The 23989-nt window shown below is 64.0% G+C and carries 26 protein-coding genes; all 26 read left to right on the plus strand.

What is annotated here, in order from left to right:
* Positions 1-113: 113 nt before the first annotated feature.
* The 26 genes from J5M71_RS03400 to J5M71_RS03525 all read left to right on the plus strand — a co-directional run bounded on the left by J5M71_RS03400 (position 114) and on the right by J5M71_RS03525 (position 23985).
* Positions 114-419, plus strand: a complete 306-nt coding sequence (locus tag J5M71_RS03400; protein ID WP_013973600.1) for an STAS domain-containing protein — start codon at positions 114-116, stop codon at positions 417-419.
* An 8-nt stretch (positions 420-427) separates the two neighbouring features.
* Positions 428-2119, plus strand: coding sequence for a fused response regulator/phosphatase (locus J5M71_RS03405; protein WP_207829753.1), 1692 nt, complete (start codon positions 428-430; stop codon positions 2117-2119).
* 48 nt (positions 2120-2167) lie between these two features.
* Entirely contained in the window at positions 2168-2515 is a 348-nt protein-coding gene (locus J5M71_RS03410; protein ID WP_207829760.1) for an Hpt domain-containing protein, read from the plus strand.
* A 72-nt stretch (positions 2516-2587) separates the two neighbouring features.
* A complete protein-coding gene (locus tag J5M71_RS03415; protein ID WP_207829773.1) occupies positions 2588-3859 on the plus strand; it encodes a flagellar hook-length control protein FliK in 1272 nt (423 codons plus the stop codon).
* Positions 3860-4077: 218 nt separating this feature from the next.
* Positions 4078-4575: a flagellar basal body-associated protein FliL gene (fliL, locus tag J5M71_RS03420; RefSeq protein WP_207829775.1), complete on the plus strand. Its 498-nt coding sequence runs from the start codon at positions 4078-4080 to the stop codon at positions 4573-4575.
* A 9-nt stretch (positions 4576-4584) separates the two neighbouring features.
* Positions 4585-5553 (plus strand): flagellar motor switch protein FliM, encoded by a 969-nt coding sequence (fliM, locus tag J5M71_RS03425; RefSeq protein ID WP_207829787.1) that lies wholly within the window; start codon positions 4585-4587, stop codon positions 5551-5553.
* A 47-nt stretch (positions 5554-5600) separates the two neighbouring features.
* Positions 5601-6071, plus strand: coding sequence for a flagellar motor switch protein FliN (gene fliN, locus J5M71_RS03430; RefSeq protein ID WP_207829790.1), 471 nt, complete (start codon positions 5601-5603; stop codon positions 6069-6071).
* A gap of 12 nt (positions 6072-6083) precedes the next feature.
* Entirely contained in the window at positions 6084-6518 is a 435-nt protein-coding gene (gene fliO / locus J5M71_RS03435; RefSeq protein ID WP_207829801.1) for a flagellar biosynthetic protein FliO, read from the plus strand.
* Positions 6518-7285, plus strand: coding sequence for a flagellar type III secretion system pore protein FliP (fliP, locus tag J5M71_RS03440; protein ID WP_207829813.1), 768 nt, complete (start codon positions 6518-6520; stop codon positions 7283-7285). The genes fliO and fliP overlap by 1 nt, the downstream gene beginning before the upstream one ends.
* Before the next feature lie 21 nt (positions 7286-7306).
* Positions 7307-7576 (plus strand): flagellar biosynthesis protein FliQ, encoded by a 270-nt coding sequence (gene fliQ, locus J5M71_RS03445; protein WP_063912833.1) that lies wholly within the window; start codon positions 7307-7309, stop codon positions 7574-7576.
* 7 nt (positions 7577-7583) lie between these two features.
* Positions 7584-8360, plus strand: a complete 777-nt coding sequence (fliR, locus tag J5M71_RS03450; protein ID WP_025340075.1) for a flagellar biosynthetic protein FliR — start codon at positions 7584-7586, stop codon at positions 8358-8360.
* A gap of 2 nt (positions 8361-8362) precedes the next feature.
* Positions 8363-9505, plus strand: a complete 1143-nt coding sequence (flhB, locus tag J5M71_RS03455) for a flagellar biosynthesis protein FlhB (RefSeq protein WP_207829815.1) — start codon at positions 8363-8365, stop codon at positions 9503-9505.
* A 218-nt stretch (positions 9506-9723) separates the two neighbouring features.
* Complete coding sequence (flhA, locus tag J5M71_RS03460) at positions 9724-11853, plus strand: flagellar biosynthesis protein FlhA (RefSeq protein WP_063912829.1); 2130 nt, start codon at positions 9724-9726, stop codon at positions 11851-11853.
* An 11-nt stretch (positions 11854-11864) separates the two neighbouring features.
* Entirely contained in the window at positions 11865-13175 is a 1311-nt protein-coding gene (gene flhF, locus J5M71_RS03465) for a flagellar biosynthesis protein FlhF (RefSeq protein ID WP_207829817.1), read from the plus strand.
* A 93-nt stretch (positions 13176-13268) separates the two neighbouring features.
* Positions 13269-14102 (plus strand): flagellar synthesis regulator FleN, encoded by an 834-nt coding sequence (gene fleN, locus J5M71_RS03470; protein ID WP_207829841.1) that lies wholly within the window; start codon positions 13269-13271, stop codon positions 14100-14102.
* Positions 14099-14839 (plus strand): RNA polymerase sigma factor FliA, encoded by a 741-nt coding sequence (fliA, locus tag J5M71_RS03475; RefSeq protein WP_063912826.1) that lies wholly within the window; start codon positions 14099-14101, stop codon positions 14837-14839. The genes fleN and fliA overlap by 4 nt, the downstream gene beginning before the upstream one ends.
* A gap of 118 nt (positions 14840-14957) precedes the next feature.
* Positions 14958-15332: a chemotaxis response regulator CheY gene (locus tag J5M71_RS03480; RefSeq protein ID WP_207829844.1), complete on the plus strand. Its 375-nt coding sequence runs from the start codon at positions 14958-14960 to the stop codon at positions 15330-15332.
* 20 nt (positions 15333-15352) lie between these two features.
* Positions 15353-16141, plus strand: coding sequence for a protein phosphatase CheZ (locus tag J5M71_RS03485; protein ID WP_207829847.1), 789 nt, complete (start codon positions 15353-15355; stop codon positions 16139-16141).
* Between the two features lie 12 nt (positions 16142-16153).
* Complete coding sequence (locus J5M71_RS03490) at positions 16154-18382, plus strand: chemotaxis protein CheA (protein WP_207829850.1); 2229 nt, start codon at positions 16154-16156, stop codon at positions 18380-18382.
* Positions 18383-18428: 46 nt separating this feature from the next.
* Positions 18429-19562: a chemotaxis response regulator protein-glutamate methylesterase gene (locus J5M71_RS03495; RefSeq protein ID WP_207829857.1), complete on the plus strand. Its 1134-nt coding sequence runs from the start codon at positions 18429-18431 to the stop codon at positions 19560-19562.
* Positions 19562-20302, plus strand: coding sequence for a flagellar motor protein (locus tag J5M71_RS03500; RefSeq protein ID WP_063912822.1), 741 nt, complete (start codon positions 19562-19564; stop codon positions 20300-20302). Before J5M71_RS03495 ends, J5M71_RS03500 begins: the two co-directional genes overlap by 1 nt.
* 3 nt (positions 20303-20305) lie before the next feature.
* Positions 20306-21163 (plus strand): flagellar motor protein MotD, encoded by an 858-nt coding sequence (motD, locus tag J5M71_RS03505; RefSeq protein WP_207829866.1) that lies wholly within the window; start codon positions 20306-20308, stop codon positions 21161-21163.
* Between the two features lie 222 nt (positions 21164-21385).
* Positions 21386-22174: a ParA family protein gene (locus J5M71_RS03510; protein WP_063912820.1), complete on the plus strand. Its 789-nt coding sequence runs from the start codon at positions 21386-21388 to the stop codon at positions 22172-22174.
* A complete protein-coding gene (locus J5M71_RS03515; protein WP_207829868.1) occupies positions 22174-23067 on the plus strand; it encodes a CheW domain-containing protein in 894 nt (297 codons plus the stop codon). Before J5M71_RS03510 ends, J5M71_RS03515 begins: the two co-directional genes overlap by 1 nt.
* Before the next feature lie 41 nt (positions 23068-23108).
* On the plus strand, positions 23109-23588 hold the full coding sequence (locus J5M71_RS03520; RefSeq protein WP_119143286.1) for a chemotaxis protein CheW: 480 nt from the start codon (positions 23109-23111) through the stop codon (positions 23586-23588).
* A 1-nt stretch (position 23589) separates the two neighbouring features.
* The gene (locus tag J5M71_RS03525; RefSeq protein ID WP_207829878.1) at positions 23590-23985 is read left to right on the plus strand and encodes a DUF2802 domain-containing protein; all 396 of its coding nucleotides are present in this window, start codon (positions 23590-23592) and stop codon (positions 23983-23985) included.
* Positions 23986-23989 lie beyond the last annotated feature (4 nt).

A 23989-nucleotide genomic window follows, 5' to 3' on the forward strand; every position in this document is an offset into this window, starting at 1 on the left:
CGGCGCTCGACCTTGCAGGCGCTGCAAAGCCTATGACGAATACTTGCCACCCCTATTACCGCCTGCTAAACCTTTAAGGAGTTGCATCCGCCATCATCGAAGGAATCGCTAGCATGGCAGTCGAGACTGATTTTTCGCAGGACGGGAAAAAACTGACGATCAAGATCAAGGGGCGTTTCGATTTCGGCAAGCATCAGGAATTCCGTGACGCCTACGAACGCCAGCCCAGCCGGCCCGATTCGGTGGTCGTCGACCTGAAGGACACCACTTACCTCGACAGTTCCGCACTCGGCATGCTGCTGTTGCTGCGCGACCACGCGGGCGGCGATGAGTCGGATGTGCGCGTGGTACATGCCAGCTCCGATGTGCGCAAGATCCTCGCCATCTCCAATTTCGAAAAACTCTTCGATATCAGTTGAGCGCCGACATGCCGGCCGAACAGGCGTTGACCGTGCTGGTCGCCGAAGACGGTGCCGCCGACCGCATGCTGCTGGCGCAGATCGTCCGCCGACAGGGCCATCAGGTATTCACCGCGGATAACGGCGAGCAGGCGGTGGCGCTGTTCATCGAGCGGCGCCCGCAGCTGGTGCTGCTGGATGCGCTGATGCCGGTGATGGATGGTTTCGAGGCGGCGCGGCAGATCAAGGCCCTGGCCGGCGAGGCGCTGGTGCCGATCATTTTCCTGACCTCGCTGAATGAGGAGGAGGGCCTGGTGCGCTGCCTGGAGGCCGGTGGCGATGACTTCATGGCCAAACCTTACAGTGCGGTGATCCTTGGTGCCAAGATCCGCGCCATGGACCGCCTGCGCCGGTTGCAGGCCACCGTGCTGGAGCAGCGCGACCAGATTGCCCGGCACCACCACCACCTGCTCAACGAGCAGCGAGTGGCCAAGGCGGTGTTCGACAAGGTGGCCCACTCCGGGTGCCTGACCGCGCCCAACATCCGCTACCTGCAATCGCCCTATGCGCTGTTCAATGGTGACCTGATGCTGGCCGCGTTCACCCCGTCCGGCGACATGCGCGTGCTGCTCGGCGATTTCACCGGCCACGGCTTGCCGGCGGCGGTAGGGGCCATGCCGTTGGCCGACGTGTTCTACGGCATGACCGCCAAGGGCTACGGTATGGCGCAGGTCCTGCGCGAGATGAACGCCAAGCTCAAGCGCATCCTGCCGGTGGACATGTTCTGTTGTGCGCTGCTGCTCAACCTCAGCATGCAGCGCGGTTCGGTGGAAGTGTGGAACGGTGGCATGCCTGACGGCTATCGCCTGGCGGTGGATGGCCAGGTGCTGTCGGCGCTGAGTTCACGACATCTGCCGCTGGGCATTCTGGATGCCGAGCGTTTCGATGACAGCACCGAGGTGTTGCCGTTGGCGCCCGGCGAGCGCCTGCTGCTGCTGTCGGACGGCGTGCTCGACACTGCCGACGACCAGGAGCGCTTGTTCGGCGTGCAGCGCCTGCGCAGGGTGCTGGCCGACAACCGTGACCCGGTACGGCTGTTCGACGAAGTGATGCAGGCCCTGGAGCGCTTTGGCGGGCGACCGCGCGATGACATCAGCCTGTGCGACATCCGGATGTTCAGCGCCGAGGAGCGGGTGCCGGCGCCGATGATCTACTCTGATAGCGGCCGCTCCAGCCCGCTGGACTGGTCGGTGGGGTTCGAGGTGCGGGGCGAGAGCCTCAAACGCTTCAACCCGGTGCCGTACCTGGTGCAATTGTTGCAGGAGATTCACGGCCTGCGCGCGCGTACCGGCAACCTGCACAGTGTGCTCAGCGAATTGTATTCCAATGCCCTGGAGCATGGTGTGTTGGGCCTGGACTCGCAGCTCAAGTGTGATGGGCAGGGCTTTGCCGACTATTATCAGGAGCGCGCCCGGCGCCTGGGGTTGCTGACCGACGGTTACGTGCGCGTCGATTTCAAGGTTGAACCGCTTGCCGAGGGTGGGCGTCTGAAGATCGAGGTCCGTGACAGTGGTGCCGGGTTCGATGTGCAGCGGGTGCTGTCGCGGCCCGCGCTGGAGCAGGGGCTGAGCGGGCGTGGCCTGAACCTGGTGCGGCGGCTGACCAGCAGCGCGCGCTGGAGTGAGGGCGGGCGCTGCGCGCATGTGGAGTTCGTCTGGTGAGCCGCAGGCTGGCTCGGGCATAATCTGGCTTGATCAAGGAGTGAACAAGTGACTGACATGCATATTGACCACAAGGTGCTCAGTGACCTGCGTGAGGTCATGGAAGAGGGCTACCTGCAGTTGGTGCAGACTTTTCTCGACGACTCCGAAAGGCGCCTGGGCCAGCTGCACGCGGCCAAAAGTGCCGAAGAGCTTGGTTCCGCGGCCCACAGTTTCAAGGGCAGCAGCAGCAACATGGGCGCAGTTGCGTTGGCCAGCCTGTGCCAGCAGCTGGAGGAGCGCGCGCGGCGGCCCCCGCTGTATGGCATCGAGGACTTGATCAACCGTATCGACCAGGAGTTCCTTGAGGTGCAGCGCTTCTACCGAGGTGAGCAGCAACGCATTTCGGCGGGTTGATACACGACTTGGCGCGAGTCTTGCCTGTCTGTGGCTGGATGATTTTTTTGTTTCTGGCGCGGAGACCGCTCGATGCCTGTCGCACCCAACCCATTGCTGCAAGGCAACACTGTTGCCAAGACCTCGCGTTCGGCCACCGCACAGGCCGACAAACCGCTGCAGGCGCCGGGCGACAAGGGTGACGGCTTTGGTCAGGTGATGGCCAGGCAGGGTCGCGACAAAGTCGCCGGGCAGGACGATAAGGTGGCTCAGGCCAGGCCCAAGGACAAACCCGAGGCGGCGCAGAGCGGCAAGAAAGACCCTGCCGACAAGCCCGCGGTTGCCGATGACGGCAAACAATTGCCAGCCGATGACCAGGTCCAGGCCGATACCGGCTTGCGCGATGCCAGCCTGGTGGCCGGCCAGATCACCGACGCCCAGCCAGGCGCACAACTGATCCAGGCCCAGGCCGAGGCGGTGGCACCGGTGCTTCAAGCCGCCACGGCGCAGGTGCAGACGTCGGTCACGGCCGCGCTGCCCGAGGAGCCGGCCGCCGAGGAAGCCTTCGACCCTGACGCCGACCCTTTGGCCAACCTGCCGACCTTGCGTCTGGCGCTGGAGCACAGCGCCCAGGCCAAGGGGGCGACCTCGGCGCATGCCCTGGACCCTGCGCAGGCTCAAGGCGAGGAGGGACAGGTGGCCGTCAATACCTTGGCGAATCTGGTCGAGCCTGCCGAGGGTGAAAAAGGTGAGCCTGGCGACAGGGCCTTTGGTGCCTTGCTCGAAGATGGCCTGAAGGACACCAAGAGCGCCGGCAGCGATACGCGCGTCGACGATTTCGCCAACCGCCTGGCCAACCTGACCCAGGCCGCCACGGCCAAGACCGCCAATGCCGTGCCGGCCAATGCCAGCCCATTGCATCAGCCGCTGCCGATGAACCAGAACGCCTGGGCCGAGGGCCTGGTCAACCGGGTCATGTACCTGTCCAGCCAGAACCTCAAGTCGGCGGATATCCAGCTGGAGCCGGCGGAACTGGGCCGCCTGGACATTCGCGTCAATGTTGCGACGGACCAGTCGACCCAGGTCACCTTCATCAGCGGCCACGCCGGCGTGCGTGACGCCCTCGACAGCCAGGTGCACCGCCTGCGCGAGCTGTTCGCCCAGCAAGGGCTGGCGCAGCCGGATGTCAACGTGGCCGACCAGTCGCGCGGGCAGCAACAGCAGCAGGGGCAGGCGCAAGGCAGCAACCTGTCCGGGGTGGCGGCGCGCCGGGCCGAGCAGGGCGGGGCCGAGGCAGTCGATAGCGCCCGGCCTGTGGAGCAGCAGGTGGTTGTTGGTGACAGTGCGGTCGATTATTACGCGTAGATCCCGATTGCCTGTACTGGCCTCTTCGCGGGTAAACCCGCTCCCACAAGTACAGCGCAGGGTTCGAAGCCTGTGGAGGTCCTGTGGGAGCGGGTTCACCCGCGAAGAAGCCAGCACGGTTGTCCCTGCTGAAATCTCCCTTCTGCAAAATCTGGCATAACACTTGCTCAAGCCAAGCCATCCTCCCTTGAACCCCCGATGGACGACGGATTATTGGCATGGCGAAGAGCGAAGCAGTCAAAGACCCCGCCACTAAAGGCAAACTCAAGCTGATCCTGCTGGCCGTAGTGGGCCTGTTGCTGGCGATCGGCCTTTCGGTGGGCGCTACCTGGTTCATCATGCACAAGAGCGAGCCGGCCCCGGCCGCCGAACCTGCAGCCAGCAACGTCAAGCCTGCGGCCATCTACGAAGCGCTGGCCCCGGCCTTCGTGGTCAACTTCAACCAGAACGGTCGCCAGCGCTACATGCAGGTGAGCATCACCCTGCAAGCGCGCAACCAGGCCGACCTGGATGCCCTCAAGGTGCACATGCCGGTGATCCGCAACAACCTGGTGATGATGTTCTCCGGGCAAGGCTTCGACACCTTGGCCGGTAGCCCGGTGGGGCAGGAAATGCTGCGCCAGAAGGCCACCGCGGTGGTCCAGGAAGTGGCGCAGAAGGAAGTCGGCAGGCCGGTCGTCGACCAGTTGCTGTTCACCAATTTCGTATTGCAGTAGGAGTCCGCAATGGCCGTACAGGACCTGCTGTCCCAGGATGAAATCGATGCCCTGTTGCATGGCGTTGACGACGGGCTGGTGCAGACCGAGAGTGCATCCGAGCCTGGCAGCATCAAAAGCTACGACCTGACCAGTCAGGACCGTATCGTGCGGGGTCGCATGCCGACCCTGGAAATGATCAACGAGCGCTTCGCCCGTTACACCCGTATCAGCATGTTCAACCTGCTGCGCCGCTCCGCCGACGTGGCGGTGGGTGGCGTGCAGGTGATGAAGTTTGGCGAATACGTACACTCGCTGTACGTGCCGACCAGCCTCAACCTGGTCAAGATCAAGCCGCTGCGCGGCACCTCGCTGTTCATCCTCGACGCCAAGCTGGTGTTCAAGCTGGTGGACAATTTCTTCGGTGGCGACGGCCGCCACGCCAAGATCGAAGGCCGTGAGTTCACGCCCACCGAGTTGCGGGTGGTGCGCATGGTGCTGGACCAGTGCTTCGTCGACCTCAAAGAAGCCTGGCAGGCCATCATGCCGGTCACCTTCGAGTACATGAACTCCGAGGTCAACCCGGCCATGGCCAACATTGTCGGCCCCAGCGAGGCGGTGGTGGTGTCCACCTTCCACATCGAGCTGGACGGCGGTGGCGGCGACCTGCACGTGACCATGCCGTACTCGATGATCGAGCCGGTGCGGGAAATGCTCGATGCCGGTTTCCAGTCCGACCTCGACGACCAGGACGAGCGCTGGATCAAGGCCTTGCGCGAGGACGTGCTGGACGTGGCCGTGCCGCTGTCTGCCACGGTCGCCCGGCGCCAGTTGAAGCTGCGCGACATCCTGCACATGCAGCCTGGCGACGTGATCCCGGTGGAGCTGCCCGAGCATCTGGTGCTGCGCGCCAACGGCGTGCCGTCGTTCAAGGCGCGCCTGGGCTCGCACAAGGGCAACCTGGCGCTGCAGATCATCGACCCGATCGAACGCCGCTGACGGCGTGCCGGTCGCTCATAACGAATTGAATGCCTGTCGAGGAAACCATGGCTAACGAAAACGAGATCACCTCCCCAGAGGACCAGGCACTGGCCGATGAGTGGGCTGCGGCACTGGAAGAAACCGGTGCAGCCGGCCAGGCTGACATCGATGCACTGCTGGGTGGCGACACCGGTAGCAGCACCGGCGGCGCGGGTCGCCTGCCGATGGAGGAGTTCGCCAGCTCGCCGAAGCCGAGCGAAAACGTCAGCCTGGAAGGCCCTAACCTGGATGTGATCCTGGACATTCCGGTGAGCATTTCCATGGAAGTAGGCAGTACCGAAATCAACATTCGCAACTTGCTGCAGCTCAACCAGGGCTCGGTGATCGAGCTCGATCGCCTGGCCGGCGAGCCGCTTGACGTGCTGGTCAACGGCACGCTGATCGCCCATGGCGAAGTGGTGGTGGTCAACGAAAAGTTCGGCATCCGCCTGACCGACGTGATCAGCCCCAGCGAACGTATCAAGAAGCTGCGCTGAGTGAAGGGCACGATGCGCGCCATCGCGGCCTTCGCCGCGCTGCTCGCCAGCCAGGCTTGCCTGGCCGCGGCTACGCCGGCGGCGACCCCGGTAGCTGCGCCTGGCAGCCTCGGCGGGCAACTGGCGCAGATGGTCTTCGGCCTGCTGCTGGTGGTCGGCCTGATCTTTTTCCTGGCCTGGTTGCTGCGGCGTCTGCAGAGCACGGCGGTCAAGGGCGGGCAGGTGATCGAGATCGTCGGCAGCCGGGCCATCGGCCCGCGTGACCGCCTGCTGCTGGTGCAGGTGGGCAAGGAGCAGATCCTGATCGGCCATACCCCCGGCAGCATCGAGGCCCTGCATGTGCTGGCCGAACCCGTGGAAGTGCCGGAAAGCGCCCGCCAGGCGACGCCGGAGTTTGCCCAGCGGCTGATGGAGCTGATGGGCAAGGACCCTAAGGACAAGTTGTGATGAGCGGCGCGCTGCGTACGTTGTTGAGCTCTTTATTGGGTGTGGCGCTGCTGCTGGTTGCGCCGCTGGCCCTGGCCGCCGACCCGCTGTCGATCCCGGCCATTACCCTGTCCAATACCCCGGACGGGCAGCAGGAATATTCGGTCAGCCTGCAAATCCTGCTGATCATGACGGCGCTCAGTTTCATCCCGGCGTTCGTCATCCTGATGACCAGCTTTACCCGCATCATCATCGTGTTCTCGATCCTGCGCCAGGCGCTAGGCTTGCAGCAGACACCGTCGAACCAGTTGCTCACCGGCATGGCGTTGTTCCTGACCATGTTCATCATGGCCCCGGTATTCGACCGGGTGAACCAGGACGCGCTGCAGCCGTACCTGAAGGAGCAGATGACCGCCCAGCAGGCCATCGACAAGGCCCAGGGGCCGCTCAAGGACTTCATGCTGGCGCAAACCCGGCAAAGCGACCTCGACCTGTTCATGCGCCTGTCCAAGCGCACCGATATCGCCGGCCCGGACCAGGTGCCGCTGACGATTCTGGTGCCTGCGTTTGTCACGTCCGAGCTGAAGACCGCGTTCCAGATCGGTTTCATGATCTTCATTCCGTTCCTGATCATCGACATGGTGGTGGCCAGTGTGCTGATGGCCATGGGCATGATGATGTTGTCGCCGCTGATCATCTCGCTGCCGTTCAAGATCATGCTGTTCGTGCTGGTCGATGGCTGGGCGCTGATCATGGGCACCCTGGCCAGCAGTTTCGGCGGCGTCTGACGCCGTCAAGGAGAGCCGCCGATGACACCTGAAGTTGCTGTCGACCTGTTCCGTGATGCCTTGTGGCTGACCACCCTGATGGTCGCCGTGCTGGTGGTGCCGAGCCTGCTGGTGGGCCTGGTGGTGGCGATGTTCCAGGCTGCCACGCAGATCAACGAACAGACTCTGAGTTTCCTGCCGCGCCTGCTGGTGATGCTGATCACGCTGATCATCGCCGGGCCGTGGCTGGTGCAGAAGTTCATGGAGTACATCACCAGCCTCTATACCAACATTCCGCAGCTGATCGGTTGACGCGGCGATGCTTGAGCTGACCGACACGCAGATCGGCACCTGGGTCGCCACCTTCATCCTGCCGTTGTTCAGGGTGACCGCGGTGCTGATGACCATGCCGATCTTCGGCACTCGCATGCTGCCGGCGCGGGTGCGCCTGTACGTGGCGGTGGCGATTACCGTGGTGATCGTGCCGGCGCTGCCACCCCTGCCGGAATTCGACCCGCTGAGCCTGCGTGGTTTGCTGCTGTGCGCCGAGCAGATCATTGTCGGCGCGCTGTTTGGCCTGGCCTTGCAGCTGCTGTTCCAGGTCTTCGTGATAGCCGGGCAGATCGTCGCGGTGCAGATGGGCATGGCCTTCGCTTCGATGGTCGACCCAGCCAATGGTGTCAACGTCACGGTGATCAGCCAGTTCATGACCATGCTGGTAAGCGTGTTGTTCCTGCTGATGAACGGCCACCTGGTGGTGTTCGAGGTGTTGACCGAAAGCTTCACCACCTTGCCGGTGGGCAACGCGCTGGTGGTCAACCACTTCTGGGAGCTGGCCGGGCGCCTGGGGTGGGTGTTCGCCGCCGGCCTGCTGCTGATTCTGCCGGTGATCGCCGCGCTGCTGGTGGTGAACATTGCCTTCGGTGTGATGACTCGCGCCGCACCGCAGTTGAACATCTTCTCTATCGGTTTCCCGCTGACCCTGGTCATGGGCATGTTCATTTTCTGGGTCGGCCTGGCCGATGTGCTGTCCCACTACCAGGCGTTGGCCAGCGAAGCGCTGCAATGGCTTCGTGAACTGGCGAGGGCGCGCTGAGCATGGCGGAAAGCGAGAGCGGTCAGGACAAGACAGAAGACCCCACCGAGAAACGCAAGCGCGATGCCCGCGAGAAAGGCGAGATCGCGCGCTCCAAGGAGCTGAACACGGTGGCGGTGACCCTGGCCGGCGCCGGTGGCCTGCTGGCGTTCGGCGGCCACCTGGCCGAGACGCTGCTGGAGATGATGCGCATGAACTTCAGCCTGACCCGCGACATCATCGTCGACGACCGGGCCATGGGCGCCTTCCTGCTGGCCTCGGGCAAGATGGCGATATGGGCGACGCAGCCGGTGCTGATCCTGTTGTTCGTGATCTCCTTCGTGGCGCCTATCGCCCTGAGCGGTTTCCTGTTCTCCGGCAGCCTGTTGCAGCCCAAGTTCAGCCGCATGAACCCGTTGTCGGGGATCAAGCGCATGTTCTCGATGCATGCTCTGACCGAGCTGCTCAAGGCGCTGGCCAAGTTCTTCGTGATCCTGGTGGTGGCCGTGGTGGTCCTGGTCAACGACCGCCAGGCCTTGCTGTCGATTGCCAACGAGCCGTTGGAGCAGGCGATCATCCACAGCCTGCAGGTGGTTGGCTGGAGTGCGCTGTGGATGTCGGCCGGGCTGCTGCTGATTGCTGCGGCGGACGTGCCGTTCCAGCTGTGGCAGACGCACAAGAAAATGAAGATGACCAAGCAGGAAGTGCGCGACGAGTACAAGGACAGCGAGGGCAAGCCCGAGGTCAAGCAGCGTATTCGCCAGCTACAGCGCGAGGTGTCGCAGCGGCGCATGATGGCGGCGGTGCCGCAGGCCGATGTGATCATCACCAACCCGACGCACTATGCGGTGGCCCTGCAGTACGACCCGGAGAAGGGTGGGGCGGCGCCGTTGCTGCTGGCCAAGGGTACCGACTTCATGGCCCTGAAGATTCGCGAAATCGGTGTGGAGCACAAGATCCAGATCCTCGAATCGCCGGCCCTGGCGCGGGCGATCTACTACTCCACCGAACTTGAGCAGGAAATCCCTGCCGGGCTGTACCTGGCGGTGGCGCAGGTGCTGGCCTATGTGTTCCAGATCCGCCAATACCGGGCTGGCAAGGGCAAGCGGCCGGAGCCGCTGAAGGATGACCTGCCGATTCCGCCGGACCTGCGCCGCGACAGTTGACCTTGCATCAGGGCTTCTGGCCCTTTCGCGGGTGAACCCGCTCCTACAGGTCCTCAGCAGGCCTTGAAGGCTGTTCGGTCCCTGTGGGAGCGGGTTCACCCGCGAAGAGGCCGGAACAGGCAACATAAATCCCCCGTCGAGCAAAGTTGGAAAGCTTCTTGCAAAGCCAGCGCCAGGCGCCCCCTGTGCGTCAAAGTTTTGCATCAAGAGGACTCGCGGTGGATCGCACTCAGTTAATCAGCAACGCCCGTAACAACCTGGCCGGGCTCGGCCGGGGCAACCTGGGTGTGCCGCTGTTGCTGCTGGTGATGTTGGCAATGATGATGTTGCCGATACCGCCGTTCCTGCTCGACGTGTTCTTCACCTTCAACATCGCCCTGTCGATCGTGGTGCTGCTGGTCTGCGTGTACGCCCTGCGCCCGCTCGACTTCGCGGCGTTCCCCACCATCCTGCTGGTGGCCACGCTGTTGCGCCTGGCCCTGAACGTGGCCTCCACCCGGGTGGTCATGCTGCATGGCCAGGAGGGCCACGGTGCTGCCGGCAAGGTGATCCAGGCCTTCGGCGAGGTGGTGATCGGCGGTAACTATGTGGTCGGTGGCGTGGTGTTCGCCATCCTCATGATCATCAACTTCGTGGTGGTGACCAAGGGCGCCGGGCGTATCTCGGAAGTGAGCGCGCGTTTCACCCTCGACGCCATGCCCGGCAAGCAGATGGCCATCGACGCCGACCTCAATGCCGGCCTGATCGACCAGGCCCAGGCCAAGCACCGTCGTGCCGAAGTGGCGCAGGAAGCCGAGTTCTACGGTTCGATGGACGGTGCCAGCAAGTTCGTCCGCGGTGACGCCATCGCCGGCCTGCTGATCCTGTTCATCAACCTGATCGGCGGCATGCTGATCGGCATGCTGCAGCACGGCATGAGCTTCGGCGACGCCGGCAAGGTGTACGCCTTGCTGACCATCGGTGACGGTTTGGTGGCGCAATTGCCATCACTGCTGCTGTCCACCGCTGCCGCGATCATGGTTACCCGGGCCTCGGGCTCCGAGGACATGGGCAAGCTGATCAACCGGCAGATGTTCGATTCGCCCAAGGCCCTGGCGGTGTCCGGCGCGCTGATGATCGTCATGGGCCTGGTGCCGGGCATGCCCCACGTGGCCTTCCTCAGCCTTGGCCTGCTGGCCGGTGGCGGTGCCTACCTGGTGTGGAAGAAACAGCAGAAAGCCAGGCTGCAGGCGCAGCAGGAGGCGCAGCGCCAGCAGGACCTGCTGCCCTCGCCGCAGCGCGCACTGGAGACCAAGGAACTGGGCTGGGACGACGTCACGCCCATCGACATGATCGGCCTGGAGGTTGGCTACCGGCTGATCCCGCTGGTCGATCGCAACCAGGGTGGCCAGCTGCTGGCGCGGATCAAGGGCGTGCGCAAGAAGCTGTCGCAAGACCTGGGCTTCCTCATGCCCACCGTGCACATCCGCGACAACCTCGACCTGCAGCCCAGTGCCTATCGCCTGACCCTGATGGGGGTGATCCTGGCCGAGGCCGAGATCTACCCGGACCGCGAGCTGGCAATCAACCCGGGGCAGGTGTTCGGTACCCTCAACGGTATTGCCGCACGTGACCCGGCGTTTGGTCTGGAGGCCGTGTGGATCGACGTTGGCCAACGCTCCCAGGCGCAGTCGCTGGGCTACACCGTGGTCGACGCCAGTACCGTGGTGGCCACCCACCTCAACCAGATCCTGCAGAAGCACTGCCACGAGCTGATCGGCCACGAAGAGGTCCAGCAGCTGCTGCAAGTGCTGGCCAAGGCATCGCCTAAACTTGCAGAAGAACTGGTGCCTGGTGTCATTTCCTTGTCAGGCCTGCTCAAGGTGCTGCAAGCGCTGTTGTCGGAACAGGTGCCAGTGCGCGATATTCGCAGTATCGCCGAGGCGATCGCGAACAACGCCGGCAAGAGTCAAGATACCGCCGCGCTGGTGGCGGCGGTGCGCGTCGGATTGTGTCGCGCCATCGTGCAAAGCATTGTCGGCGTTGAGTCGGAGCTGCCAGTGATTACCCTGGAGCCAAGGTTGGAACAGATTTTGCTGAATAGTCTGCAAAGGGCCGGGCAAGGTCAGGAAGATGGTGTTCTTCTGGAGCCGAGCATGGCCGAGAAGCTGCAGCGTTCGTTGATCGAAGCGGCCCAGCGCCAGGAAATGCAGGGCCAGCCGGCCATCCTCCTGGTCGCCGGCCCGATCCGTGCCATGCTGTCGCGTTTCGGTCGCCTGGCTGTACCGAATTTGCATGTTCTGGCGTATCAGGAAATACCTGACAACAAGCAAGTCACCATCGTTGCCACCGTGGGCCCTAACGGCTGAGGTAGGGGATAATGCAAGTTAAGCGATTTTTCGCCGCCGATATGCGTCAGGCCATGAAGCTGGTCCGCGATGAGCTGGGCGCCGATGCCGCCATCATCGGCAACCGCCGCATCGCCGGCGGTGTCGAGCTGACTGCTGCGCTGGACTACAAGCTGTCCGCCCTGGCCCCGCGTGTGCCCAACGCCGAGCTGGAAGAAGAGCTGCGCAAGACCCATACGCGCATCGCCACTGCCCAGGCCGAGCTGGACCACCGCCCGGACACCAGCGACAACAACCGCCAATTGTTCGCCGGGCAGTCGCTGACCGCCGCCGAGCCGTTGATCGAACCCCATGTCGATGCTCCCGAGGCCGCTGCTGCAGCCCCTGCGTCGGCACCGGTCGACCCGCGCCTGTTCGATGCCATGCGCTCCGAGCTGTCGGGCCTGCGCGAGCTGCTGGAAGTGCAGCTCGGTTCGCTGGCCTGGAATCAGCTGCAGGGCAGCAAGCCGCAACAGGCCACCGTCTGGCGCCGCCTGCAGCGCATCGGCCTGTCCGGGCCGATCGCCCGCGAGTTGCTGGACCTGACCGCCGAGATCGATGAGCCACGCCACGCCTGGCGCATGCTGCTGGCGCACCTGGCGCGGATGATCGAAATCCCCGAGGTCGAGCCGATCGAAGAGGGCGGGGTGATCGCCATGGTCGGCCCGGCCGGCATGGGCAAGACCACCACCCTGGCCAAGCTGGCCGCCCGCTACGTGCTCAAGTACGGCGCGCAGAACCTGGCGCTGGTGAGCATGGACAGCTTCCGCATTGGTGCCCAGGAGCAGCTCAAGACCCTGGGCCGTATCCTCAACGTGCCGGTGACCTATGTCGACCCGGGCCAGTCGCTGGCCGCGGCGCTGGAGCCGCTGCTGCGCAAGCGCGTGGTGCTGATCGATACCGCCGGCCTGCAGGCCAGCGACCCGGCCCTGCGCATGCAGCTGGAAACCCTGGCTGGGCGTGGCATTGCCGCGAAGAACTACCTGGTACTGGCCACCACCAGCCAGAAGCAGGTGCTGACCGCCGCCTACCACAGCTACAAGCGCTGCGGCCTGGCCGGCTGCATCCTGACCAAACTCGATGAAACGGCGAGCCTTGGCGACGTGCTGAGTCTTGCCATCAGTCATGAACTGCCAGTGGCCTACCTGACCGATGGGCCGCGCATTCCTGACGACCTGCACCTGCCTCGGGGGCACCAGTTGGTTACCCGTGCGGTCAATGTGCAGCAGCAGGACGAGCCCAGCGAAGAGGCCATGGCCGACATGTTCGCTGATCTCTATCACAACCCACGGCGAGCGGGTTGATGATGAAGCGTGTGCAAGGTAGCTATGCCAAAGGGTACGCAGAATTGCCCTACGTGTGGCCTGAGTCCCAGCGAGACAAGGTAAAGAACAGACATGGGTAGCATGCATCCCGTACAGGTGATCGCCGTGACCGGTGGCAAAGGTGGCGTCGGCAAGACTAACGTTTCAGTGAACCTGTCCCTGGCGCTGGCCGAGCTTGGCCGCAGGGTCATGCTGCTCGACGCCGACCTGGGCCTGGCCAATGTCGACGTGCTGCTGGGCCTTACACCCAAGCGGACCCTGGCCGATGTCATCGAAGGGCGCTGCGAGCTGCGCGACGTGATGCTGCAGGGCCCGGGTGGTGTGCGCATCGTGCCGGCGGCCTCGGGCACGCAGAGCATGGTGCACCTGGCCCCGGCCCAGCATGCCGGGTTGATCCAGGCGTTCAGCGAAGTTGGCGACAACCTTGACGTGCTGGTGATCGACACCGCAGCCGGTATCGGCGACTCGGTGGTCAGCTTCGTCCGCGCCGCCCAGGAAGTGCTGCTGGTGGTATGCGACGAACCGACCTCGATCACCGATGCCTACGCCCTGATCAAGCTGCTCAACCGCGACTACGGCATGAACCGTTTCCGTGTGCTGGCCAACATGGCGCAGAGCCCGCAGGAAGGGCGCAACCTGTTCGCCAAGCTGACCAAGGTCACCGACCGCTTCCTTGACGTTGCCCTGCAGTACGTGGGTGCCGTGCCGTATGACGAGTGCGTGCGCAAGGCGGTGCAGAAGCAGCGTGCGGTCTACGAAGCCTTCCCGCGCTCCAAGTGCGCACTGGCCTTCAAGGCGATTGCCCAGAAGGTCGACAGCTGGCCGCTGCCGGCCAACCCGCGCGGCCATCTGGAGTTCTTTGTCGAGCGCCTGGTGCGGCCCACCAGCGCGGGACCTGTGCTATGAATGCCAGCGGCTTCAAGATGTACAGCCGGGCGTCGAAAGACGCCCAGTACGAGCTGATCGAACGCTATGCCCCGCTGGTCAAGCGCATCGCCTACCACCTGCTGGCGCGGTTGCCGGCCAACGTGCAGGTCGAGGACCTGATCCAGGCCGGCATGATCGGCCTGCTGGAAGTGGCCAACAAGTACGACGCCAGCAAGGGCGCCAGCTTTGAAACCTACGCCGGCATCCGCATCCGCGGAGCCATGCTGGACGAAGTGCGCAAGGGTGACTGGGCACCGCGTTCGGTGCACCGCAACACGCGCATGGTCAGTGACGCGATGCGTGCAGTGGAAGCAAGAACCGGCCGCGACGCTAAAGATCATGAAGTTGCTGCCGAACTCCAATTGAGTCTCGATGATTACTACGGGATCCTGAACGATACCCTGGGCAGCCGCCTGTTCAGCTTCGACGACCTGTTGCAGGACGGCGAGCACGAAGGGCTGCATGAGGATGGCGCCAGTGGCCACGTCGAGCCTGCGCGTGGCCTGGAGGACGAGCGCTTCCAGGTTGCCCTGGCCGAGGCCATCGCCAACCTGCCGGAGCGTGAACGCCTGGTACTGGCGCTGTACTACGACGAAGAGCTGAACCTCAAGGAAATCGGAGAGGTGCTTGGGGTCAGCGAGTCGCGGGTCAGCCAGTTGCACAGCCAGTGTGCCGCGCGCCTGCGCAGCCGCCTGGGGGAATGGCGGGCGCGTTGAGCCCGGTGTCGTTGCAGTCGTTTTCCACGTGCGTTTTCCATGTTGCACCGATTTGATTGAATGCGCGCTCGCAGCCGAGCGCGTTTGAGACTGCTTGGAGGTCTACTTGAACAAAGACATGAAAATCCTCATCGTTGACGACTTTTCGACGATGCGGCGGATCATCAAGAACCTGTTGCGTGACCTGGGCTTCACCAACACCGAAGAAGCCGATGACGGCACCACGGCGCTGCCGATGCTGGAAAACGGCCATTACGACTTCCTGGTGACCGACTGGAACATGCCCGGCATGTCCGGTATCGACCTGCTGCGCAAGGTGCGTGCCAGCGACAAGCTGAAAGGCATGCCGGTACTGATGGTGACAGCCGAGGCCAAGCGCGACCAGATCATCGAAGCGGCCCAGGCCGGCGTCAACGGCTATGTGGTCAAGCCGTTCACCGCCCAGGTGCTCAAAGAAAAGATCGAGAAGATCTTCGAACGCGTCAACGGCTGAGTCACGTCAGGGGGCGCGCCATGGATTCATCACAAACGTCTTTGGGCGAGTTCGAATCGACCCTGAAGAAACATGCCCAGGAGCTGGTCGAAAGCCTGGAACGGGGCCGTTTCGGCGAGGCGGTGCAGCTGATTCACGAGCTGAACCAGACCCGCGACCGCGGCCTGTACCAGGAAGTCGGCAAGCTGACCCGCGAGCTGCACAGTGCCATCGTCAGTTTCCAGATCGACCCGACCATGCCGCAGGCCGAGGAGGTGTCGCAGATAACCGACGCCACCGAGCGCCTGTCGTACGTGGTCAGGCTCACCGAGGGCGCGGCCAACCGCACCATGGACCTGGTCGAGGAAAGCACCCCGGTGCTCAACGACCTGGCCAGCGAGGCCAAGGCCCTGAGCACCGACTGGCAGCGCTTCATGCGCCGTGAAGTGGCCGCGCCGGAGTTCCGGGAGCTGGTCAAGCGCGTCGACAGTTTCCTGACGCACAGCGCCGAAGGTAATCGCAAGGTCGCCGGCCACCTCAACGACATTCTGCTGGCCCAGGACTATCAGGACCTGACCGGCCAGGTGATCAAGCGCGTCACCAACCTGGTCACCGAGGTGGAAAGCAACCTGCTCAAACTGGTGCTGATGGCCAGCCAGGTCGACCGTTTTGCCGGTATCCAGCATGACCACGATCAACTGCGCGCAGAAAAAGATCTAGAAAAACATCCGACTCGGGGTGAAGGTCCGCAGATTCATGCCGATAAGCGTGAAGACGTCGTGTCCGGTCAGGACGATGTCGATGATCTGCTGTCCAGCCTGGGTTTTTAAGGAGCACCTTTGATGAGCTTCGGCGCCGATGAAGAAATCCTCCAGGATTTCCTGGTAGAAGCCGGCGAAATTCTTGAGCAACTGTCCGAGCAACTGGTCGAGCTGGAAAGCCGGCCCGACGATGCCGACCTGCTCAATGCGATCTTTCGCGGTTTCCACACTGTAAAAGGGGGCGCCGGCTTCCTTCAGCTGAACGAGCTGGTGGAGTGCTGCCATATCGCCGAGAACGTGTTCGACGTCCTGCGCAAAGGTGAGCGCCGGGTCGACGCGGAACTGATGGATGTGGTGCTCGAGGCACTGGACACGGTCAACAGCATGTTTGGCCAGGTGCGCGAGCGTGCCGAAGTGACCGCAGCCACCCCCGAGCTGCTGGCGGCGCTGTCGCGCCTTGCCGAGCCGGGGGGCGCCGAAGCCGTTGAAGCGCCTGCCGCTGCGGCGCCGGAGCCGGTTGTCGAGGCGCCGGCCGAGGAGCAGGACATCACTGACAGCGAGTTCGAGCAGTTGCTCGATTCGCTCGATGCGGTCAAGGCACAAGCTGCGGCCGAGGAGCAGATGCAGGGCGAAACCGTCAGCGGCGAAGGTGACGAAATTACCGACGCCGAGTTCGAGTCGCTGCTTGACCAGTTGCACGGCAAAGGCCAGTTCAGCGCCGAGGTTGCCGCACAGCCGGTTGCCAGCGCGCCGGAAGCGGCCAGCGACGAAATTACCGACGCTGAATTCGAATCGCTGCTGGACCAGCTGCATGGCAAGGGCACCTTCCAGGCCGATGCCTTGCCCGCCGCCAAGGCACCGGCGCCTGCCGCAGCTGACACCAGTGCAGCCGGCGACGAAATCAGCGAACACGAGTTCGAGGCGCTGCTGGACCAGTTGCACGGCAAGGGCAAGTTTGGCGGCGATGTTGCCGCCGTCGATGCCCCGGCTGCGGGCAAGGTGCAAGCGCAGGCTGCGGCCAAGGCCGACAGCCAGCTGGTAGCCAAGCCAGCTGCGGCACCGGCACCGGCGGCAGCCAGCAAGCCTGCCTCGGCGCCGCGCGCCCCGGCCCCGGCCGCCGACAAGCATGGCGTCAGCGAAGCAGAAACCACCGTGCGGGTCGATACCGCGCGCCTGGACGAGATCATGAACATGGTCGGCGAACTGGTGCTGGTGCGTAACCGCCTGGTGCGCCTGGGCCTGAACAGCGGCGACGAGGCCATGTCCAAGGCCGTGTCCAACCTCGACGTGGTCACCGCCGACCTGCAGACCGCGGTCATGAAAACCCGCATGCAGCCGATCAAGAAAGTCTTCGGCCGCTTCCCGCGTCTGGTTCGCGACCTGGCTCGCCAGCTGAAGAAAGAGATCAACCTGGAGCTGGTAGGCGAAGAGACCGACCTCGACAAGAACCTGGTCGAGGCCCTGGCCGACCCGTTGGTGCACCTGGTGCGCAACGCCGTCGACCATGGCGTGGAAATGCCCGATGAGCGTGAAGCTTCCGGCAAGGCGCGCACCGGCCGCGTGGTGCTGTCGGCCGAACAGGAAGGCGACCACATCCTGCTGTCGATCTCTGACGACGGCAAGGGCATGGACCCCAACATCCTGCGCGCCAAGGCCGTGGAAAAGGGCCTGATGGACAAGGACGCCGCCGATCGCCTGAGCGAGTCGGACTGCTACAACCTGATCTTCGCCCCGGGCTTCTCGACCAAGACCGAGATTTCCGACGTGTCCGGTCGTGGCGTGGGCATGGATGTGGTGAAGACCAAGATCTCCCAGCTCAACGGCTCGATCAACATCTTCTCGGCCAAGGGCCAGGGCTCGAAGATCGTCATCAAGGTGCCGCTGACCCTGGCGATCATGCCCACCCTGATGGTGATGCTGGGCAACCAGGCGTTCGCTTTCCCGCTGGTCAACGTCAACGAAATCTTCCACCTCGACCTGTCGCGCACCAACGTGGTCGACGGCCAGGAAGTGGTGATCGTGCGTGACAAGGCGCTGCCGCTGTTCTACCTCAAGCGCTGGCTGGTCCAGGGCCAGGTGCACGAAGAGCAGCACGAGGGCCACGTGGTGATCCTGTCGGTCGGCACCCAGCGTATCGGCTTTGTCGTCGATCAACTGGTTGGCCAGGAGGAAGTGGTAATCAAGCCGCTGGGCAAGATGCTGCAGGGCACCCCGGGCATGTCCGGGGCCACCATCACCGGTGACGGTCGCATCGCGTTGATTCTCGATGTCCCGAGCATGCTCAAGCGTTACGCCGCGCGGCGTATTTGATTTCGGTGGCGCACCCTGGCGGGTTGCGCCGCCTAATGGAGTGTTTATGGCAGTCAAGGTCCTGGTGGTGGATGATTCCGGTTTCTTCCGCCGCCGCGTCTCGGAAATCCTCTCGGCAGATCCGACGATCCAGGTAGTGGGTACCGCGACCAACGGCAAGGAAGCAATCGACCAGGCGCTGGCGCTCAAGCCCGATGTCATCACCATGGACTACGAAATGCCCATGATGGATGGCATCACCGCGGTGCGGCACATCATGCAGCGCTGCCCGACGCCGGTGTTGATGTTCTCGTCGCTGACCCACGAAGGCGCCCGTGTCACCCTCGATGCGCTGGATGCCGGAGCAGTGGATTACCTGCCGAAGAACTTCGAGGACATTTCACGCAATCCCGAAAAGGTCAAGCAGCTGCTGTGCGAGAAGGTGCATACCATTTCCCGCAGCAACCGCCGTCTCGGCAGCTACGCGAGCCATGCGCCGGTCGCAGCGCCTGCGCCAGCAAGCAGCAGCCACGCACCCACCAGCAGTTTCGCCAGCCCGGCAGTGGCGCGCTCGCCTGTGCCTGCCCGCGCGGCGGCCCCGGCAGCGGCGCCAGCGCACTCGCCGGCACCCAAGCGAAAGCCTTACAAACTGGTGGCCATCGGCACTTCCACAGGCGGCCCGGTCGCCCTGCAGCGGGTGCTGACCCAACTGCCGGCCAACTTCCCGGCGCCGATCGTGCTGATCCAGCACATGCCGGCGGCCTTCACCAAGGCCTTTGCCGAGCGCCTGGACAAGCTGTGCCGCATCAGCGTCAAGGAAGCCGAGGACGGCGACATGCTGCGCCCTGGCCTGGCCCTGCTGGCCCCCGGCGGCAAGCAGATGATGATCGACGGCCGTGGCGCGGTGAAGATCCTGCCCGGTGACGAGCGCCTGAACTACAAGCCGTGCGTGGACATCACCTTCGCCTCGGCGGCCAAGTCGTATGGCGACAAGGTGCTGTCGGTGGTACTTACCGGCATGGGCGCCGATGGCCGCGAAGGTGCGCGCCTGCTCAAGCAGGGCGGCAGCACGGTGTGGGCCCAGGATGAAGCCAGCTGCGTGATCTATGGCATGCCCATGGCCATCGTCAAGGCCAACCTGGCCGACGCGGTGTACAGCCTGGACGAAATCGGCAAGCACCTGGTGGAGGCGTGCGTCTGATGGACGTGCTCAGCCTGATCGGCCTGATCCTCGCCTTTGTCGCCATCGTCGGTGGCAACTTCCTCGAAGGCGGCCATGTCGGTGCCCTGATCAATGGCCCGGCGGCGCTGATCGTGCTGGGCGGCACCCTGGCGGCGGCCTTGCTGCAGTCGCCACTGTCGTCGTTCAAGCGTGCCTTGCAGATTCTGCGCTGGATCCTGTTTCCGCCACGGGTCGACCTGGCGGGCGGGGTCGACCGCGTCGTCAACTGGAGCCTGACCGCGCGCAAGGAAGGCCTGCTGGGCCTGGAAGGGGTGGCCGACAGCGAGCCTGACCCGTATGCGCGCAAGGGCCTGCAGCTGCTGGTGGATGGCGCCGAGCCAGAGGCCATCCGCAGCATTCTTGAAGTCGATTTCCTGACCCAGGAAAGCCGTGATATCCAGGCCGCCAAGGTGTTCGAGAGCATGGGGGGCTATGCGCCCACCATTGGCATCATCGGTGCGGTGATGGGCCTTATCCACGTGATGGGCAACCTGGCCGACCCGTCGCAGCTGGGCAACGGCATTGCCGTGGCCTTTGTCGCGACCATCTACGGGGTGGCCAGCGCCAACCTGGTGCTGCTGCCGATCGCCAACAAGCTCAAGGCCGTCGTCATGCGCCAGTCGCGCTACCGCGAGATGCTGCTCGAGGGCTTGCTGTCGATTGCCGAGGGTGAGAACCCGCGCTCGATCGAGCTGAAGCTGCAAGGCTTCATGGAGTAACCCATGCGTCGCCGTCGTCATACCGAGGAACACGAAAACCACGAACGCTGGCTGGTGTCGTACGCCGACTTCATCACCTTGCTGTTCGCTTTTTTCGTGGTGATGTACTCGATTTCCTCGATCAACGAGGGCAAGTACAAGGTCATTTCCCAGGCCTTGCTCGGCGTGTTCAACGACCCCGAGCGCAGCATGAAGCCGATCCCCATCGGCGAAGAGCGGCCGCTGAGCGTGCGCCCGGCCGAGCCGTTGGTGAAGGACAGCGAGCAGACCGAGGCGGGCCTGGGGGCGACCAGTGTCGACCCGCTGAAAACCATCAGCGATGACGTGCGCGATGCCTTTGGCGACCTGATCAACAGCGACCAGATGACCGTGCGCGGCAATGAGCTGTGGATCGAGATCGAACTCAACTCATCGTTGCTGTTCGGCAGCGGCGATGCCATGCCCAGCGACAAGGCATTTGCCATCATCGAGAAGGTGGCCGGCATTCTCAAACCGTTCGCCAACCCGGTGCATGTCGAAGGCTTTACCGACAACCTGCCGATCCGCACCGCGCAGTACCCGACCAACTGGGAGCTGTCGTCGGCGCGGGCGGCGAGCATCGTGCGCCTGCTGGCCATGGAAGGGGTCAACCCGGCGCGCATGGCCTCGGTCGGCTACGGCGAGTACCAGCCGGTGGCGAGCAATGACACTGCCGAGGGCCGGGCGCGCAACCGCCGCGTGGTGCTGGTGATTTCGCGCAACCTCGAAGTGCGCCGCAGCCTGACAGGCTCGGGCAGCGCCAATGCCACGCCGGATGCCGCATTGCGCCGGGCTGGCACACAAAGTGCACCGGCAACGCCAGCAACGGTGGCGGGGCAGTGAACCGTCAATTCCCCGACGTTGCTACGAACACAAATTTGAATGCAGTACTGTCCCCTGTGGGAGCGGGTTCACCCGCGAAGAAGGTGACACGGTGCATGGCACCGGCTGGGCCGGTGTTCGCGGGTAAACCCGCTCCCACACTGATCGCGCGAGCTTTCAAATGTTGAGCAAGACAGTTGCCCCAGCAGTGTCCCTGCCAAATCAATAGATAGAGTTTGCTTGATGAGAGTCTGGGCAGTAGCCAATCAAAAAGGTGGCGTCGGCAAGACCACCACTACCATCGCCCTGGCCGGCCTGCTGGCCGAGGCCGGCAAGCGCGTGGTTGTCGTCGACCTCGACCCGCACGGCTCGATGACCAGCTATTTCGGGCACAACCCCGATGCCCTGGAGCACAGCTGCTACGACCTGTTCCTGCACAAGGGCGCGGTGCCCGAGGGCCTGCCCGGGCAATTGCTGCTGCCCACCAGTGACGAACGCATCTCGCTGTTGCCGTCGAGTACCGCGCTGGCGGTGCTGGAGCGCCAGTCACCGGGGCAGAACGGCCTGGGCCTGGTGATCGCCAAGAGTCTGGCGCAGCTGTGGCAGGATTTCGACTATGCCCTGATCGACAGCCCACCCTTGCTTGGTGTGCTGATGGTCAATGCGCTGGCAGCCAGCCAGCAGCTGGTGATTCCGGTGCAAACCGAGTTTCTCGCGGTCAAGGGCCTGGAGCGCATGGTCGGTACCCTGGCCATGGTCAACCGCTCGCGCAAGCAGGCGCTGCCGTACCAGATCGTGCCGACCCTGTTCGACCGCCGTACACAGGCTTCGCTGGGCACGCTCAAGCTGCTGCGTGACACCTACGGCCAGCATGTGTGGCAGGGCTACATCCCGGTGGATACGCGCCTGCGCGATGCCAGCCGCAAGGGCGTTACGCCCTCGCAATTCGACAGCAAGAGCCGCGGGCTGATTGCCTATCGGGCGCTGCTCAAGCACCTGCTGACCTACAAGACTGCAGCGCAGGTGGCCTGATGACCCAGACCCGGCAAACCAGCACCCGGCCACAGATGGCCCTGCAGTCGTACCTCGACGGCCTGCTGCAGGAGGCCACCGAAGCCGAAGACCTGTTCGAGGCGCCGGACGCGGCGGACACGTTCGCCGAAGCCGTGCGCGAAGAGCAGGCGCGTGATGCCTTGCAGCAGGCCAGGCCGGCGCCAGCCGAAACAGCCGCCAGCCCTGCACCGCGGCCCTTCGCCGAGCCCAGGCTGGCGGTGCTGCCCAGCGTGATGCCGGTGGAAGCACCGGTGGTGACGGTGGTCGAGCGCGAGGTGGTGGCCGAGGCCAGCATCCCGGTGCTGGTAGAAGAGCAAACAGTGGAACCTGCAGTGCCGCTGGTGGATGTGCACCTGCCGGCACCCAACCTGCCAGTGCCCCCGGCCATGATCGATGGCCGCCCGGCCTGGGCCGCCGAGCCGTTCGAATGCCTGCTGTTCGACGTGGCCGGCTTGACCCTGGCGGTGCCGCTGGTGTGCCTGGGCTCGATCTACACCTTGGCCGGCCAGGAACTGACGCCGCTGTTCGGCCAGCCCGACTGGTTCTTGGGCATCCTGACCTGCCAGGCCGGCAACCTGAAGGTGCTGGACACCGCGCGTTGGGTGATGCCCGACCGCTACCGCGATGATTTTCGCCAGGGCCTGCAATACGTGATTTCCGTGCAGGGCTACGAATGGGGGCTGGCCGTGCACCAGGTCAGCCGCTCGCTGCGCCTGGACCCGTCCGAGATCAAGTGGCGCAGCCAGCGTGGCCAGCGCCCGTGGCTGGCCGGCACGGTGATTGAACACATGTGTGCACTGCTCGACGTCGCCGCACTGGCCGAGCTGATCGCCAGTGGCGCGGTCAAGCAGATGCACGCCAAACAGAAATGACACCGAACACACCGCCGATGGCGGATTTTGAGGGTAGGGGAATGAAAAAGTCGTCTGCACAAGGTTCCGAAGATCCGATCCTGCAGTGGGTTACCTTCCGTCTGGACAATGAGTCCTACGGCATCAATGTGATGCAGGTGCAGGAAGTGTTGCGCTACACCGAAATTGCCCCGGTGCCGGGTGCGCCAAGCTACGTGCTGGGCATCATCAACCTGCGCGGCAACGTGGTGACCGTGATCGACACCCGCCAGCGCTTTGGCCTGGTGCCGACCGAAGTCACCGACAACACCCGTATCGTCATCATCGAGGCCGACAAGCAAGTGGTCGGTATCCTGGTCGACAGCGTGGCCGAGGTGGTGTACCTGCGCCAGTCCGAGATCGAGACTGCGCCGAACGTGGGTAACGAAGAGTCGGCCAAGTTCATTCAGGGCGTGTGCAACAAGAACGGCGAGCTGCTGATCCTGGTCGAACTGGACAAGATGATGACCGAGGAAGAATGGTCCGAGCTGGAGAACATCTGAGTTGATCCTAGAGGTTGCTGTCATCTTTCTGGCGCTGGTCTGGGCGCTGAGCCTGTGGTTTTTCCTCAACTACAGCAAGCGCCAGCGCGAGCTGGCTGCGCAGCAGGCCGAGGGTGATGCCCTGCGTGACCAGCGCATCAAGGACCTGGCCAAGCGCCTGGACGACTACCAGAACGGTACCGTGCGCATGGGCGAGGCGCTGCACGACCTGCGGGTGGCGGTTGCCCCGCTGCCTGACAAGATCCAGCAACTGGAGCAGCGCGACCCGCACAATGTCACCTTCACCCAGGCGGCCAAGCTGGTGGGCATGGGCGCCAGCGTGGCCGAGCTGACCGAAAGCTGCGGCCTGACCCAGGCCGAGGCAGAGCTGATGAGCAAGCTGCATCGCAGCGGCTGATGCT

Origin of the sequence: Pseudomonas sp. 43(2021), from assembly GCF_017490805.1 — a bacterium.
Taxonomy (GTDB): domain Bacteria; phylum Pseudomonadota; class Gammaproteobacteria; order Pseudomonadales; family Pseudomonadaceae; genus Aquipseudomonas.

Excerpts from the sequence above, each read along its gene's own strand:
- J5M71_RS03400 (WP_013973600.1), top strand. The coding sequence starts at position 114 with ATGGCAGTCGAGACTGATTTTTCGCAGGACGGGAAAAAACTGACGATC.
- J5M71_RS03405 (WP_207829753.1), top strand. The coding sequence starts at position 428 with ATGCCGGCCGAACAGGCGTTGACCGTGCTGGTCGCCGAAGACGGTGCC.
- J5M71_RS03415 (WP_207829773.1), top strand. The coding sequence starts at position 2,588 with ATGCCTGTCGCACCCAACCCATTGCTGCAAGGCAACACTGTTGCCAAG.
- fliL (WP_207829775.1), top strand. The coding sequence starts at position 4,078 with ATGGCGAAGAGCGAAGCAGTCAAAGACCCCGCCACTAAAGGCAAACTC.
- fliM (WP_207829787.1), top strand. The coding sequence starts at position 4,585 with ATGGCCGTACAGGACCTGCTGTCCCAGGATGAAATCGATGCCCTGTTG.
- fliN (WP_207829790.1), top strand. The coding sequence starts at position 5,601 with ATGGCTAACGAAAACGAGATCACCTCCCCAGAGGACCAGGCACTGGCC.
- fliO (WP_207829801.1), top strand. The coding sequence starts at position 6,084 with ATGCGCGCCATCGCGGCCTTCGCCGCGCTGCTCGCCAGCCAGGCTTGC.
- fliP (WP_207829813.1), top strand. The coding sequence starts at position 6,518 with ATGAGCGGCGCGCTGCGTACGTTGTTGAGCTCTTTATTGGGTGTGGCG.
- fliQ (WP_063912833.1), top strand. The coding sequence starts at position 7,307 with ATGACACCTGAAGTTGCTGTCGACCTGTTCCGTGATGCCTTGTGGCTG.
- fliR (WP_025340075.1), top strand. The coding sequence starts at position 7,584 with ATGCTTGAGCTGACCGACACGCAGATCGGCACCTGGGTCGCCACCTTC.
- flhB (WP_207829815.1), top strand. The coding sequence starts at position 8,363 with ATGGCGGAAAGCGAGAGCGGTCAGGACAAGACAGAAGACCCCACCGAG.
- flhF (WP_207829817.1), top strand. The coding sequence starts at position 11,865 with ATGCAAGTTAAGCGATTTTTCGCCGCCGATATGCGTCAGGCCATGAAG.
- fleN (WP_207829841.1), top strand. The coding sequence starts at position 13,269 with ATGGGTAGCATGCATCCCGTACAGGTGATCGCCGTGACCGGTGGCAAA.
- fliA (WP_063912826.1), top strand. The coding sequence starts at position 14,099 with ATGAATGCCAGCGGCTTCAAGATGTACAGCCGGGCGTCGAAAGACGCC.
- J5M71_RS03480 (WP_207829844.1), top strand. The coding sequence starts at position 14,958 with ATGAAAATCCTCATCGTTGACGACTTTTCGACGATGCGGCGGATCATC.
- J5M71_RS03485 (WP_207829847.1), top strand. The coding sequence starts at position 15,353 with ATGGATTCATCACAAACGTCTTTGGGCGAGTTCGAATCGACCCTGAAG.
- J5M71_RS03490 (WP_207829850.1), top strand. The coding sequence starts at position 16,154 with ATGAGCTTCGGCGCCGATGAAGAAATCCTCCAGGATTTCCTGGTAGAA.
- J5M71_RS03495 (WP_207829857.1), top strand. The coding sequence starts at position 18,429 with ATGGCAGTCAAGGTCCTGGTGGTGGATGATTCCGGTTTCTTCCGCCGC.
- J5M71_RS03500 (WP_063912822.1), top strand. The coding sequence starts at position 19,562 with ATGGACGTGCTCAGCCTGATCGGCCTGATCCTCGCCTTTGTCGCCATC.
- motD (WP_207829866.1), top strand. The coding sequence starts at position 20,306 with ATGCGTCGCCGTCGTCATACCGAGGAACACGAAAACCACGAACGCTGG.
- J5M71_RS03510 (WP_063912820.1), top strand. The coding sequence starts at position 21,386 with ATGAGAGTCTGGGCAGTAGCCAATCAAAAAGGTGGCGTCGGCAAGACC.
- J5M71_RS03515 (WP_207829868.1), top strand. The coding sequence starts at position 22,174 with ATGACCCAGACCCGGCAAACCAGCACCCGGCCACAGATGGCCCTGCAG.
- J5M71_RS03520 (WP_119143286.1), top strand. The coding sequence starts at position 23,109 with ATGAAAAAGTCGTCTGCACAAGGTTCCGAAGATCCGATCCTGCAGTGG.